This window comes from Labrys sp. (in: a-proteobacteria) (assembly GCF_047605565.1).
Taxonomy (GTDB): Bacteria; Pseudomonadota; Alphaproteobacteria; order Rhizobiales; family Labraceae; genus Labrys; species Labrys neptuniae.
In genome coordinates this window covers 17,230-31,115 of the sequence record NZ_JASGFM010000004.1, presented here as the reverse complement: position 1 = coordinate 31,115, position 13,886 = coordinate 17,230, and the positions used below count along the sequence as shown (strand labels likewise).

Sequence of the window (13,886 nt, the reverse complement as noted above, 5' to 3'; positions counted from 1 at the left end):
TGCTTTTGGGCTGCACCTGCGGCGAGACCGGCACACCGATAGATTACAGCCTGGCCATATCGCCCCGGGCCCAGTTTTCCTTGGTCTCGGCCTTGAAATCGGCAAAGCGCCCTGCGGCGATGGCGGCGCGCATGCCGGCCATCAGCTCCTGATAGTAGGCCAGGTTGATCCAGGTCAGCAGCATCATGCCGAGAATCTCATTGGCCTTGGTGAGATGGTGCAGATAGGCGCGGCTATAGTCGCGGGCGGCGGGACAAGACGAGGCCTCGTCCAGCGGGCGCGGATCCTCGGCATGGCGGGCATTCTTGAGATTGACCTTGCCGAAACGAGAATAGGCCAGGCCATGGCGCCCGGCACGGGTCGGCATCACGCAATCGAACATGTCGATGCCGCGCGATACGCTTTCGATCAGGTCGTCCGGTGTGCCGACGCCCATCAGATAGCGTGGTTTCTCGCGCGGCAGATGCGGCTCGACCGTTTCGATCATCTCCAGCATCACGGCCTGCGGTTCGCCGACGGCGAGGCCTCCCACGGCGTAGCCGGGAAAGTCCATGCCGGCCAGTGCCTGCGCAGAGGCAATGCGCAGATCGGGAATGTCGCCGCCCTGCACGATGCCGAAGATCGCCTTGCCGGGCTGGGTTCCGAAGGCGCGCTTCGAGCGCTCGGCCCAATCGAGCGACAGCCGCATGGCGCGCTCGATATCCTTGCGGGTCGAGGGCAGGCGCACGCATTCGTCGAGCTGCATGATGATGTCGGAGTCGAGCAGGGTCTGGATTTCGACCGAGCGCTCGGGCGTGAGGCGATGGGAGGAGCCGTCGATATGGCTGCGGAAGGTGACGCCGTTCTTGTCGAGCTTGCGCAGTCCCGCCAGCGACATCACCTGGAAGCCGCCGGAATCGGTGAGGATCGGGCCCTGCCAGCGTGAAAATTCATGCAGCCCGCCGAGTGCGGCCACCCGCTCGGCTCCCGGGCGGAGCATGAGGTGGTAGGTATTGCCCAGGATGATGTCGGCACCGAGGTCCTTGACCTGGTCGATATACATCGCCTTGACCGTGCCGGCGGTGCCGACCGGCATGAAGGCTGGTGTGCGCACGCTGCCGCGCCCCAGATGCAGGGCACCGGTGCGAGCCGTACCCTCGGTGGCATGGATGGCGAAGGAGACCTCACCGACGGTCGATGTCGAAGTTTTCAGCATGGTGCCCGCCATAGCAGACTGGCATCGCCATAGGAATAGAAGCGGTAGCCCGCGGCGATGGCATGGGCATAGGCGGTCTTCATGGTGTCGTAGCCGGCGAAGGCCGAGACCAGCATCATCAAGGTCGATCGGGGAAGGTGGAAATTGGTCATCAGGGCATCGGCGGTACGGAAGCGGTAGCCCGGGGTGATGAAGATCGAGGTCTCGTCGGCGAAGGGCTCGAGGGTGCCGTCCTCAGCGGCGGCGCTTTCGAGCAGGCGTAGCGAGGTGGTGCCGACGGCAATGATGCGCCCTCCCCTGGCCTTGCCGGCATTGAGCGCCTGCGCCGCCTCCGCGGTCACGACCCCGAATTCGGCATGCATCTTGTGTTCGGATAGATCCTCACCTTTCACGGGCAGGAACGTGCCGGCGCCGACATGCAGCGTGACGAAATGGCGGGCAATTCCGGCCGCGTCCAGCCTGGCGAAGAGGTCCGGCGTGAAATGCAGGCCGGCCGTGGGGGCGGCAACCGCGCCATCGGCCTTGGCATAGATGGTCTGGTAGTCCTCGCGGTCCCTGGCATCGTCGGCGCGTTTGGAGGCGATATAGGGCGGCAGCGGAATATGGCCGACCGTCGCGATCGCCACGTCCAACGCTGCGCTTTCCAGCGAAAAGCGCAGCGTGACCTCGCCGCCTTCGCCCTTCTCCTCGACAGCGGCGCTCAAATTCTCGCTGAATTCGATGATGTCCCCCACCGCCAGACGCTTGCCGGGGCGAGCGAAAGCTTTCCACTGGGCCGGTCCGAGACGCTGGTGCAGCATCGCCTCGATGGCGGCCCCTGCCCCGCCCGGGCGGCGGCGCAGGCCGTCGAGCCTGGCGGGGATGACCTTGGTGTCGTTGAAAACCAGCATGTCGCCTGCCCGCAGCAGCTTGGGCAGGTCGGATACGATGCGATCGGCCAGGCTGCCGTGAACCGGGCCGACTTCGAGCAGGCGTGCGTGGTCGCGCGGCTCGGCGGGGCGAAGCGCGATGTTTTCGGCAGGCAGATGAAAATCGAAATCGGAAACGCGCATGCTCAACGTCCGCGCAGCCAAATCTGGTCTTGCTTTGTCATTGGAACGTCATTGCGCGTGGGGCCAAGCAATCCAAGTCTACGCTTCATGAGAATTGGATTGCTTGGCTGCACTCGCAATGACGCCAAAAATAGGATGGGCACCACCGGATCTCTCCGGTGATGCCCGATTGCTTGTCTCAGGGCGTGCTCAGGCGATGTCGGCCTGGACGCGCATGGAGACGATCTTGTCGGGGTTCACCACCGGCTCGCCGCGCTTGATCTTGTCGACGTTCTCCATGCCTTCCACGACCTTGCCCCAGACCGTGTACTGGCGATCGAGGAACTTGGCGTTGTCGAACACGATGAAGAACTGCGAGTTGGCGGAGTTCGGCATCGAGGAACGGGCCATCGAGCAGATGCCGCGCACATGCGACTCGTCGTTGAACTCGGCCGGCAGGTTCGGGTGCTTGGAGCCGCCGGTGCCGCGACCGTCGGGGCAGCCGGCCTGCGCCATGAAGCCATCGATCACGCGATGGAAGACGATGCCGTCATAGAATTTCTCGCGGGCGAGCAGCTTGATGCGCTCGACATGCTGGGGGGCGAGGTCCGGACGCAATTCGATGACGACACGGCCTTGCGTGGTTTCCATGACGATCGTGTTTTCGGGATCAGCGGCCATCGGCACGCTCCTTTCTGTCGGAAAGCGAAGTGGAATGACGGCTAGATAGTGCCTGGCCGCCCGTCTTGCAATTGGCGAATGCAGCCGGTGCAAACCTTACTTGGCCAACTGCATCTTGATGATCTTGTCGGGATTGCTGACCATGCCGTTGTCGCTGGCATCGCCCTTCTTGATCTTGTCGATGGCGTCCATGCCCGACACCACCTCGCCGACGATGGTGTACTGGCCATCGAGGCTGGCCTGCGGGGCATACATGATGAAGAACTGGGAATTGGCCGAATTCGGATCGGAGGAACGGGCCATGCCGACGACACCGCGCACGAACTTGGCCTTGTTGGTGAACTCGGCCTTGAGGTCGGGCAGGTCCGAACCGCCGGTGCCAGTGCCGGTGGGATCGCCGGTCTGGGCCATGAAGCCCTCGATCACGCGGTGGAAGACGATGCCGTTGTAGAAACCGCGCTTCACCAGCGTCTTGATCTGCTCGACATGCTTGGGCGCGAGGTCGGGACGCAGCTTGATGGTGGCGCGGCCGTACTGGGTGTCGAGATAGACGGTGTTGGCATCGGCCTGGGCAGCCTGGGCGGGAGCCACGGCGAAGAGGCCGATCACGACGGCCAAAGCAGAAAGAATACGAAGCAAGGATTGTCTCCCTCGAAGACGGAATGGATTGCAGGGTTTGCCCTAGGGCGTCGATTTGGCGAACCGCGCCTTCAGGCGGCGCAGCACGCCTGCCGGTACGAATCCGGAGACATCGCCGCCCATGGCCGCGATCTGGCGCACAAGCGTGGCGGTGATAGGGCGCACGATCGGCGAGGATGGCAGGAAAACGGTCTGGACACCGGGTGCCAAGGCGGCATTCATGCCGGCCATCTGCATTTCATAGTCGAGATCGGTGCCGTCCCTGAGACCGCGGATCAGCAAGGTCGCTCCCACGCGCCGGGCCGCATCGACGGCGAGATCCGCAAAGGTGACGACTTCCAATCGGTCAGGGCCAAGCAACGGGCCGCAATCCTCGCGGATCATGTCCATGCGCTCTTCGGCCGTGAACAAAGGAGCCTTGCCGGGATGCACGCCAATGGCAACCACCAGTCGATCAGCCACGGCCGCAGCATGCCGGATGACGTCGACATGGCCGTTGGTCAGGGGATCGAAGGAGCCCGCATAGAAGGCCGTCCTGGGCGTCGCATGGGCTGAGGTCATGGCACTCTCATCGTTGGGGCGGGTTGTGGTTTCGTTTTGATGGGAGCGATGTTTGCCGAGAGGAAGGCATCCGATGACGCAAGCCTTGCGGCTTGGTCGCTTCGCTTGCCCTGACGCGAAATCCTGGCAGCGCTTGCCCCTTCCGTCCCACCATTTTGACCTCGTCAAACTCCAGACCATAACCGATGGCACGCCCTAAGGCTTAAGCCGAAGGTCCAGGCATCAGGAATGTTTCATTTTGGTACACTCTGCGCCGACCATCGAGGCGAGGCCCGTCTGCCGAAGGCAACGAAAATCGTTCCGATGATCGACCGCTCAGGGAACTTTCTGGCCGGCCATCGCATTATCCGGGGCACGATACAGTTCAAGCGAAATGCCTCGGAATTTGCGGTCCTACGGGCAAATCCTGCCCCCAAATCGGTTGATGCACATGGCCCTCGCTGTTCTCGTCTCCACCGTCCCTGTCGCGCAAACGCTGCCTCCGCGAGGACGGCGTGTGCGAAAGCGCACGGCGAGTCACGGTCGCATCATGGTTAATGGGTCATAAGTGATCAAACAAGGTTGAGACACACCTGAACTGATAGGATGCATGGCTATGACAACCCTTCGCCCCGCCCTGGCAATCGGTGCAAGCCTCTTCGCCCTCGCCGCCGCCTCTCTCCTCGACGTGGCCCGCATGCAGCCTCAGCAGGTTGCCGCAAGCCGCGGTGACAGGCTGAACGTTGCATCCCTCGCTGCCGATTGCAGCAAGAATTCACTCATTGCCGCCTGTGCAGGCGACGTCGCTGCCAAGCAGGCGATGCCGCCGGTGACGCTGGTCCAAGTCTACCAGGACACCGGCAAGACCACGCTGGTCAAGATCAAGCTGGCGCAATGATCCCCCCGTTTTGCCTCGCATCGTCCGCAACCTGCGGCGATGCGATGGTTTCCGCCCTCCAAGACCGCCGGTTCGGCTGATCGAAAAGCCCTTCCGGAACCTGCAAACGGCACCCTTAGTGGGTGCCGCTTTTTTTGTTGGGGCTATTCCTCGCCGCCTTCTTCGTCCTCGTCACCCTCATCGCTGACGCGCTCGACGGAGACGACTTTCTCACCCTCGGCGGTGTTGAAGACGATGACACCCTGCGAGCCGCGTCCAACGATACGGATGCCTTCGACCGGACAGCGGATGAGCTGGCCGCCATCGGTCACCAGCATGATCTGGTCGCTGTGCTCGACGGCATAGGAGGAGACCAGCTTGCCATTACGCTGGTTGACGGCCATGGCGACGATGCCTTTGCCGCCACGGCCGGTGATGCGATATTCGTAGGACGAAGAGCGCTTGCCATAGCCATTTTCGGAAATGGTAAGGATGAACTGCTCTTCGGCCGAGAGTTGAGCGTAACGCTCGGTGGTGATCTCCACCGCGGCTTCGCTCGTTTCCTCGACTTCCTCGACGCCATTGTCACCGTTTTCGGTTTCGCCGGCCACGGCGCGACGCATCTTGAAATAGGCGGACCGCTCCTCGGGGGAAATCTCGCGATGGGCGATGATGTCCATGGCGATGACGGTGTCTTCGCCCTCCAGCCTGATGCCGCGTACGCCCATGGAGTCACGCCCCTTGAACACGCGTACATCGGGCACGGGGAAGCGGATGCATTGGCCAAGGGCGGTGGTGAGCAGCACGTCGTCCGCCGCGGTGCAGATCGAGACGTCCCGGATCTGCTCGCCTTCCTCCAGCTTCATCGCGATTTTGCCGGCGCGGTTGACCTGGACGAAATCCGAAAGGTCGTTGCGCCGCACCGTGCCGGACGAGGTGGCGAACATGATGTGCAGCGTCGCCCACTGGTTCTCGTCCTCGGGCAGCGGCATGATCGAAGTGATCCGCTCGTCCGCTTCGATCGGCAGCAGATTGATGAAGGCCTTGCCGCGTGCCTGGGGCGCCGCCAGGGGCAGGCGCCAGACCTTTTCCTTGTAGACGCGGCCCTTGGAGGAGAAGAACAGCACCGGCGTGTGGGTGTTCGCCACGAACAGATAGGTGACGAAATCCTCTTCCTTGGTCTGCATGCCGGAGCGACCTTTGCCGCCGCGATGCTGCGCCCGGTAGGTAGAGAGAGGCACGCGCTTGACATAGCCGGCATGGGACACGGTGACCACCATGTCCTCTTTCTGGATCAGGTCTTCGTCCTCGAAATCGGCGTCCGAATCGAGGATTTCGGTGAGACGAGGCGTGGCGTGCAGCGCCTTCATCTCTTCCAGTTCGGTGCGAGCGATCGACATGATGCGCGCGCGCGAGCGCAGGATCTCGAGGTAGTCGCGAATCTGGTCGGCCAGTTTCTGCAGATCGTCGCCGATTTCGTCGCGGCCGAGAGCGGTCAGGCGGGCTAGGCGCAGTTCCAGGATGGCGCGAGCCTGGGCATCCGAAAGACGGTAGGTTCCGTCCTCGTTCATCGGATGCTTGGGATCGTCGACCAAAAGAATCAGCGGCGCGATGTCGCCCGTCGGCCAGTCGCGGCCCATCAAGGCCTCACGGGCTGTGGTCGGGTCGGGGCTTGTGCGGATGATACGGATGACTTCGTCGATATTGGCGACGGCGGTGGCGAGGCCGCACAGGATATGGGCGCTGTTCCGCGCCTTGTTCAGCAGATATTTGGTGCGGCGGCTGATCACCTCTTCGCGGAAATCGACGAAGGCCGAGATCATGTCCTTGAGATTGAGCAGTTCGGGCCGGCCGCCATTCAGCGCCACCATATTGGCCCCGAAGCTCGTCTGCAGCGAGGTGAAGCGATAGAGCTGGTTCAGCACCACTTCGCCGACCGCATCGCGCTTGAGCTCGATGACGAGGCGCATGCCCTGGCGGTCAGACTCGTCGCGCACTTCGGCGATGCCTTCGATCCGCTTCTCGCGCACCAACTCGGCAATGCGTTCCTGCAGCGTCGCCTTGTTGACCTGGTAGGGAATGGCGGTGACGATGATGGCGTCACGATCCTTGCGGATTTCCTCGATCGTGGCGGTGGCGCGCATGATGATCGAGCCGCGCCCGGTATTATAGGCCGAGCGAATGCCGGAACGGCCGACGATATTGGCCGCGGTGGGGAAATCCGGCCCCGGGATCAGTTCCATCAGATCGTCGATGGTGATGGCCGGATTGTCGATATAGGCCAGACAGCCGTCGATCACCTCGCCGAGATTGTGGGGCGGAATGTTGGTGGCCATGCCGACGGCGATGCCACCGGCACCGTTGACCAGCAGATTGGGAAAGCGCGCCGGCAGAACCGTCGGCTCCGACTTGGTGCCGTCATAGTTTTCCTGGAAGTCGACCGTATCCTTGTCGATGTCATCGATCATCGCCACAGCGGCTTTCGACATGCGCGACTCGGTGTAGCGCATGGCCGCCGGCGGGTCGCCGTCGACCGAGCCGAAATTGCCCTGCCCGTCCACCAGCATCAGCCGCATCGAAAAAGGCTGAGCCATGCGGACCAGGGCGTCGTAGATCGACTGGTCGCCATGGGGATGGTACTGACCCATCACGGCGCCGACGATATTGGCCGATTTGACGTATTTGCGGTCGGGCGTGTGGTTGTTCTCGTACATGGAATGCACGATGCGCCGATGGACCGGCTTCAGGCCGTCACGCACGTCCGGCAGGGCGCGGCTCACGATCACGCTCATGGCGTAATCGAGATAGCTGCGCCTCATCTCGTCGGTGATGGAAGTCGAGCGGATGTCGGACGGCTCCCCGTCATCCGGCCTCTTGTCGTTTTCGTCAGTCAATGCACGGCCTCAAACCGATTCTGCGGCGTCCTCATGGGCAAGACGCGTTTGGGAAACGCTCCTTGCTCACGCTCTTCGTTCTCGACGCGTCCTGAAGCAAAGCGCGTTCGAGCGTGAACGCCAATTTGCTCTAGCTCCTTGTTTCGACGCATCTTTGCGATTTGAAGTCGTCCGTTCAAATCGCAAAACGCTTTGGCGACTCTCAGTGATTCCATTAAATCGCCAAACGCTTTAGCCCATTCCGCCCCCCGGTGCCACCCTGGCGCTCCCTGTGCCAACAGCATTCTTCGATTTGTCTTTCAAAGGGTTATTCGTGACTCTTACCGAATGCTCTGGAGCTGAAAAACATGGCATGCATGAGGCGAGCGGCTATGAAGGTGGAAGCATCCGCCCGGTTGGCTTGCGCCCACATACGCCGGTTGCGCATCCGTAAAAGAACTTCCGGTAGCTCACCTGCAGGCCTTCCGCCTCCAGCATTCGGGCGAAGGCGGAAGCGTCGCCGAAATTGGTGCTGTAGGTGCCGATCATGGCGAAGTCCTGTGCTCCCTTCAGCAGGAAGCGCTCGATCATGGGCAGCACTATCTTGAGATGGAACAGATAGAGCGGTCGGAGCCACCATCCCTTGGGATCGGAAGCTTCGATCAGCGAGAAACTGCCGCCCGGCTTGAGGCAGCGGGCGATAAGGGCCGCGAGCTTGCGATGCTGGGTCGGGTTGAACGTCTTCAGGCCGAAGGTCGAAATCACGAAATCCGCGCCGCCGTCGGGCAGAGTGCTGGAGAGCACGTCGTCCTCGATGAAGGCGATCTTGTGGGCTCGATGTGCATGAAGGCGGGTCATGGCGCGCTGATGCATGCCCGTTGAAATGTCGACGGCGACGATGCCGGCAATCGCCGGATAGCGTTTCAAGAGATGGGGCCAGACCTCGCCGGTGCCAGCCATGAGATCATAACCCGTGGCAGCCGGGGCCTCTGGTGCCGGCAGCGCCTCGACGCATTGCCGGCGCCAGCGCTCGGTGAAGCCGAGCGAGCACCAGGTGCTGAACGCGATATATCTATCGGAACAGCGATCGAAGACGCCTTTCACGAATTGAGGGTCGTAGATGTCTTCGGCCATGCGCCACCGTAACGGAAGTCTCGTGACGCGCTTAGGGCAGCAGGATCGAGGATCCCGTCGTACCCCGCCCTTCAAGGTCCTCATGCGCCTTGCGGGCATCCTTGAGCGGATAGCGCTGGTTGACGGGGATCTTGACCTTGCCGGAGGCGACCGTCTCGAACAGGTCGCTGGCCGTCGCCAGAAGGTCGGCGCGCTCGGCGACATAGGTCCCCAGCGTCGGGCGGGTGGCGAAGAGCGAGCCCTTCTGGGACAGGAGCAGCATCGGAACAGGCTCGACGGGGCCAGAGGCATTGCCGAAGGAGACCCACATGCCGAGCGGCCTCAGGCAGTCGAGCGAACCGGGGAAGGTATCCTTGCCGACGCCGTCATAGACCACCTCGCATTTGCGGCCATCGGTGATCTCGGCGACGCGCCTCACCCAGTCCTCGCTGCGATAGAGAATGGTATGGTCGGCGCCGTTGGCGCGCGCCAGGGCCGCCTTTTCCTCCGAACCCACCGTGCCGATTACCGTTGCCCCCAGCGCCTTGGCCCATTGGCAAAGGATCAGCCCGACACCGCCCGCAGCCGCATGCACCAGGACTGTCTGGCCGGTCGCGACCTTGAAAGTGCGCCGGATCAGATATTGTGCCGTCATGCCCTTGAGCATCATGCCGGCGGCCTGCTCGTAGGAAATCGCGTCCGGCAGCGGCACGAGCCGGTTGGCGGGATAGGTGCGCTCCGCGGCATAGCTGCCGATCGCACCGGCATAGGCCACACGGTCACCGGGCTTGAACTCGGTCACGCCCTCGCCGACAGCGACCACTTCTCCCGCCCCCTCCGCGCCGAGTGTGAAAGGCAGGGATGGCGCCTTGTAGAGGCCGGAGCGGTAATAGGTATCGATATAGTTCACGCCGCAGGCATGCTGACGGATCAGGACCTCGCCGGGTGCCGGCAGCGGCGTCGCGACTTCCTCATAAGTCAAAACCTCGGGGCCGCCGGTCTGGTGAACGCGAATGGCTGCGGGCATGGCAAATACCTGTCGTTGAAATCAAGTCGTGTCGGAATGCAGAATTCGGCTCAGATGGAAAACGCTCGATATTAGAGCGCCCAGGGCTCACTCGGCAATGCGGCCTTGGGGTGGTGCCGTGCGGAAATATCCGAGAATCAGGAAATAGACGCCGATGATACAAAGCGCCCAGGTGACCCAGGGGGCCGGATCGACATTCTCCCAGATCGCCTTGATCGCCAGAACCGACCATACCACCAGCAGGATCAGGGTGGGCATGCGCAGTTTGGCCACCCGCAGCGGGTGCACGAAAACGAAGGATGCGAAGGTCATCAGGCCGAGTGCCAGAACCACCAGGAAGATGGCCGTCATGGAGAGGATCGTCGGTTCGGCCGGGCTGAGCAGGAAGAAATAGAACACGATCAGGTTCCACACCGCCGGGAAGCCTTTGAACCAGGCGTCTTCCGTCTTCATCTCGTTGTCGGCGAAATACATCGCGCTGGTGAGAAGGATCACCGCCATGGCGATGAGGTTGAGCGCATTGCTCGAACCGCCGAGCATGCCCGAACTGTAGAGGGCATAGGCGGGAACGATGACATAGGTCAGATAGTCGATGATCAGATCGAGGGCGACGCCCGACCAGCGGGGCGAGGCTTCGGTGATATTGATCTTGCGGGCGATCGTGCCGTCGATGCCATCAACGAACAAGGCAAGCGCCAGCCAGGCGAACATCGTGCGCCAATCGTGCTGGACAGCCGCTATCAGGGCAAGAAAACCCCACAGCACACCGCTGGCCGTAAACAAATGCACACCGAAAGCCAGCCGCTTCTGCTGCGGGGTTATCGGATTGCCGGAAGGTATAGGAGGTGATGAAGCCAACGCTGCTCGGATTCTCTACTGAAGGAGCGTCATCATATCGCCACATAACCCCGGCGCTAGAATATTTTCGCCTCCAGGCCCGGGTGCCCACAAGAACGTCCGCGTTGCTACGGCTGTCCGCCGCGCAATCTCGAAGGATGCGCGGGGCGGTTGACACATCCCCTCCCCGGCACCATCACTGCACGAACCACCCACATCGCCGAGCCGGAAGCCGAAAAACGAGCGCGCGATCCATGGAATGGTCCGGACTATCTCTGGCATCCGACGACATGCTCGGAGCGCCGCCGTGGTTCTGGGCGATCTTCGCATCGTCCATCACCGCCATTCTCATCTTCGATCTGGGCTATCTCAATCGCCGCATTCCAGTGCTGTCGCTCGGCCAGTCGATTGTCTTGACGGCGGCCTATGCCGTGCTGGCCGCCATGTTCGGTTGCGGCGCATGGCTCTATTTCGGGCCGGAAAAAGGATCACTGTTCTTCACCGCCTATGCGCTCGAGCAGTCGCTTTCGATCGACAATGTCTTCGTGATGTCGGTGATCTTCGCCTTTTTTGGCGTGCCTCGCCAATATCAGCATCGCGTGCTGTTCTGGGGGATCGTCGTCGCCATCGTCCTGCGGGGTGTCTTCGTCGGCCTGGGCGCGGCGATCGTGGCGCGGTTTGCCTGGGTGCTCTATCTGTTCGGCTTCTTCCTGATCGTGACCGGACTGCGCATGCTGCGCGGCGTCGACGATCGGCTGGACCTCGACCAGAACAGGGCGGTTGCCTGGTTCATGCGCCATTTGCGCATGACGACGAGGATCGAGGGCGAGCACTTCTTTGTTCGTCTGCCGGGCGGCGACGGCAAGCCCGTCCTGTACGCGACGCCCCTGTTCGCCGCCTTTTCGGTGATCAACGTGGCTGACATAGTCTTCGCCGTAGACAGCGTGCCGGCGGTACTGTCCCAGACGCAGGATCCCTTCATCGTCTACACCTCGAACATCTTCGCCGTTCTTGGTCTGCGGGCCCTGTATTTCGTCATCGACGCGCTCATCGCCAAATTTCGGTATCTGAAGGTCGCGTTGGCGGCGCTGCTGGTTTTTATCGGCGTCGTGATTTTTTACGAACGCCTCATCGGCGAGTTCGACAATGTGCTGACCATGGCGATCACTTTCGCAACGCTGGCGATCGCCATCCTCGCCTCGATCCTGACATCCGCGAAAACCTGATCGCATCAATAGGATCGGGCGGTGCCGCGTCCGTAGAGGTGCTCGAATTGCGCAATCAGCCAGGCAAGGCCGGCGTCGGCATCGCTGATGGCCGTCCATAGCAGGCTGACTTGCGTGGTCAGGCTTTCGAAGGGCAGGCTGGCGGTTGAAAGCTGCAAGGTTTCTGCCCAGGCATCGGCGACAAAGGACGGCACAGTGGCGAAAGCGGCCATCTGCCGGACGATCAGAGGATTGGTCGCAAAGTTCCGGCTGGCGAACAGCACGTTGCGTCTATGCCCCAGCCCTTCGAGCTTTTCGTCGATGAAGCCATGCAATTCGCCGCTGAAGGAAGTCAGCAGGTGCGGATAGGCCAGATAGTCCTCCAATGTGAGACAACCGCCGGGCAAGGCGATGTGGCGGGGATCGAAGACGCAGACGAAGGTCCAGTCGAACAAGGCCTGGCCTCGATGCCAGGTGGACGCCTCGTCGAAGACGCCGATCGCGAGATCGATTTCGCCCGCGTCCAGCATGGACGAAGCGCGCGTTCGATCCGTGAAGGAGGATATCAGTCTGATGCCGGGCGCCGTGCGCGCGAATTGCTGGACCAGCTTGGGCATCAAGGCCACTTCGAGGGCGTCGCTGAGCCCGATGTGAAAGACCCGTTCGGCCGTGCCCGGATCGAAACTGGGTTTGCGGCGAAGAGCCTGCTGGAGGGAGAGCAGCAAGGGATCGATCGCGCCGGCGAGTTCGACGGCGCGCGGCGTGGGCGCCATGCCCTGTCGCGTGCGAACGAACAATTCATCGCCGAAGGCCGACCGCAATCTTTTGAGTGCGCCGCTGAGCGCCGGCTGGCCGATGAACAGCCGTTCGGCGGCGCGGGTGACGTTGCGCTCCGCCATAAGAGCATGGAAGGCCAGGAGAAGATTGAGATCCAGCCTCCTCAAATCACTGTCGATGATAGACATCATAAATCCAAACGATTTGAATGATAATCGAGCAATTCCTAGGCTTGTGCACGAAACGAGGCAAGGCGAACCGGGCCTCGCAGCACTGGAGAGCAAGCCATGGAACGCAGCAGGCAAAAGGTCATCGTCATCGGTGGTTCGTCGGGCATCGGGCTCGCCACCGCACTTCGCCTGAGCCTTGCCGGGGCCGAGGTTGTCGCCACCGGGCGCGACCTTGCCAAGTTGCGGGCGGCCACGGCCGGTCATGCCATCGAGATTGCGGCCTTCGATGCTCGAGAGCGCAGCGCACTTGAGCAGTTTTTCGATCGGATGGGACCCATCGACCACCTGATCCTGGCTCTGAGTGGTGGCCAGGGGGCCGGTCTCCTGGCCGAGCTCGACCTTCAAAGCCTGAGAGCCGGTTTCGAGGAGAAGTTCTGGCCGCAGATCCAGGCGGCGCAGGCAGGAGCTGCCCATCTACGGGCGGGAGGCAGCATCACCTTCATCACGGCGATCTCTGCCCGCATCGCCCGACCGGGGACCGCCGGCCTCGGCGCCATCAATGGGGCCATAGAAGCCATGATCGGCAGCCTCGCGCGTGAGTTGAAGCCGAGTCGTGTCAACGCCGTCTCCCCCGGCGTGGTCGATACCCCCTGGTGGGATCGGTTTCCCGCGAGCTTCAGGGACGATCTCTTCCGCGAACAGCGGGAGATCCTGCCGGTCGGCCGGGTCGGACACGCCGACGAGGTCGCCCATGCCGTTCAATTCCTGGTCGAGAACGGCTATGTCACCGGCACCGTGATCGCATGCGACGGCGGCCTGCATCTAGTATAGACAACTTAGTCCTTGCGCTGATGCGGCAAACTCTGTATGGACCCGGCTTCGCTTTGGCCGGAGGCTGAACGGATGGCTGCGCTTGCGCAG

The 13,886-nt window shown here is 62.2% G+C and carries 13 protein-coding genes; 3 read left to right on the top strand and 10 right to left on the bottom strand.

Going from position 1 to position 13,886, the window contains the following annotated elements:
- Positions 1 to 43: 43 nt before the first annotated feature.
- The 5 genes from tgt to coaD all read right to left on the bottom strand — a co-directional run bounded on the left by tgt (position 44) and on the right by coaD (position 4,107).
- Complete coding sequence (gene tgt / locus QM672_RS05590; protein WP_415081184.1) at positions 44 to 1,195, bottom strand: tRNA guanosine(34) transglycosylase Tgt; 1,152 nt, start codon at positions 1,193 to 1,195, stop codon at positions 44 to 46.
- A complete protein-coding gene (queA, locus tag QM672_RS05585) occupies positions 1,189 to 2,247 on the bottom strand; it encodes a tRNA preQ1(34) S-adenosylmethionine ribosyltransferase-isomerase QueA (protein ID WP_415081182.1) in 1,059 nt (352 codons plus the stop codon). Before queA ends, tgt begins: the two co-directional genes overlap by 7 nt.
- Before the next feature lie 189 nt (positions 2,248 to 2,436).
- The gene (locus QM672_RS05580) at positions 2,437 to 2,907 is read right to left on the bottom strand and encodes a peptidylprolyl isomerase (protein WP_068295034.1); all 471 of its coding nucleotides are present in this window, start codon (positions 2,905 to 2,907) and stop codon (positions 2,437 to 2,439) included.
- Positions 2,908 to 3,003: 96 nt separating this feature from the next.
- Positions 3,004 to 3,546: a peptidylprolyl isomerase gene (locus tag QM672_RS05575; protein ID WP_376717694.1), complete on the bottom strand. Its 543-nt coding sequence runs from the start codon at positions 3,544 to 3,546 to the stop codon at positions 3,004 to 3,006.
- A gap of 42 nt (positions 3,547 to 3,588) precedes the next feature.
- Entirely contained in the window at positions 3,589 to 4,107 is a 519-nt protein-coding gene (gene coaD / locus QM672_RS05570; RefSeq protein WP_311938464.1) for a pantetheine-phosphate adenylyltransferase, read from the bottom strand.
- Positions 4,108 to 4,702: 595 nt separating this feature from the next.
- Between coaD and QM672_RS05565 the strand changes: the two genes are divergently transcribed.
- Entirely contained in the window at positions 4,703 to 4,984 is a 282-nt protein-coding gene (locus QM672_RS05565; RefSeq protein WP_415081179.1) for a hypothetical protein, read from the top strand.
- 143 nt (positions 4,985 to 5,127) lie between these two features.
- Here QM672_RS05565 and gyrA read toward each other — a convergent pair whose 3' ends face one another.
- From gyrA to QM672_RS05545, 4 genes are all read right to left on the bottom strand, one after another.
- The gene (gene gyrA / locus QM672_RS05560; protein ID WP_415081177.1) at positions 5,128 to 7,857 is read right to left on the bottom strand and encodes a DNA gyrase subunit A; all 2,730 of its coding nucleotides are present in this window, start codon (positions 7,855 to 7,857) and stop codon (positions 5,128 to 5,130) included.
- Positions 7,858 to 8,226: 369 nt separating this feature from the next.
- Positions 8,227 to 8,970, bottom strand: a complete 744-nt coding sequence (locus QM672_RS05555; protein WP_415081175.1) for a class I SAM-dependent methyltransferase — start codon at positions 8,968 to 8,970, stop codon at positions 8,227 to 8,229.
- A 31-nt stretch (positions 8,971 to 9,001) separates the two neighbouring features.
- Positions 9,002 to 9,976: a quinone oxidoreductase family protein gene (locus QM672_RS05550; protein WP_311938456.1), complete on the bottom strand. Its 975-nt coding sequence runs from the start codon at positions 9,974 to 9,976 to the stop codon at positions 9,002 to 9,004.
- 87 nt (positions 9,977 to 10,063) lie between these two features.
- On the bottom strand, positions 10,064 to 10,765 hold the full coding sequence (locus QM672_RS05545; RefSeq protein WP_311938454.1) for a CDP-alcohol phosphatidyltransferase family protein: 702 nt from the start codon (positions 10,763 to 10,765) through the stop codon (positions 10,064 to 10,066).
- Positions 10,766 to 10,824: 59 nt separating this feature from the next.
- Here QM672_RS05545 and QM672_RS05540 point away from each other — a divergent pair, with 59 nt between their 5' ends.
- Entirely contained in the window at positions 10,825 to 12,039 is a 1,215-nt protein-coding gene (locus QM672_RS05540; RefSeq protein ID WP_311938452.1) for a TerC family protein, read from the top strand.
- A 5-nt stretch (positions 12,040 to 12,044) separates the two neighbouring features.
- On the opposite strand, the gene QM672_RS05535 is transcribed toward QM672_RS05540, so the two are convergent.
- The gene (locus QM672_RS05535; RefSeq protein WP_367622727.1) at positions 12,045 to 12,983 is read right to left on the bottom strand and encodes a LysR family transcriptional regulator; all 939 of its coding nucleotides are present in this window, start codon (positions 12,981 to 12,983) and stop codon (positions 12,045 to 12,047) included.
- Between the two features lie 99 nt (positions 12,984 to 13,082).
- Here QM672_RS05535 and QM672_RS05530 point away from each other — a divergent pair, with 99 nt between their 5' ends.
- Complete coding sequence (locus QM672_RS05530; protein WP_311938448.1) at positions 13,083 to 13,796, top strand: SDR family oxidoreductase; 714 nt, start codon at positions 13,083 to 13,085, stop codon at positions 13,794 to 13,796.
- The last annotated feature ends 90 nt before the right edge of the window (positions 13,797 to 13,886 follow it).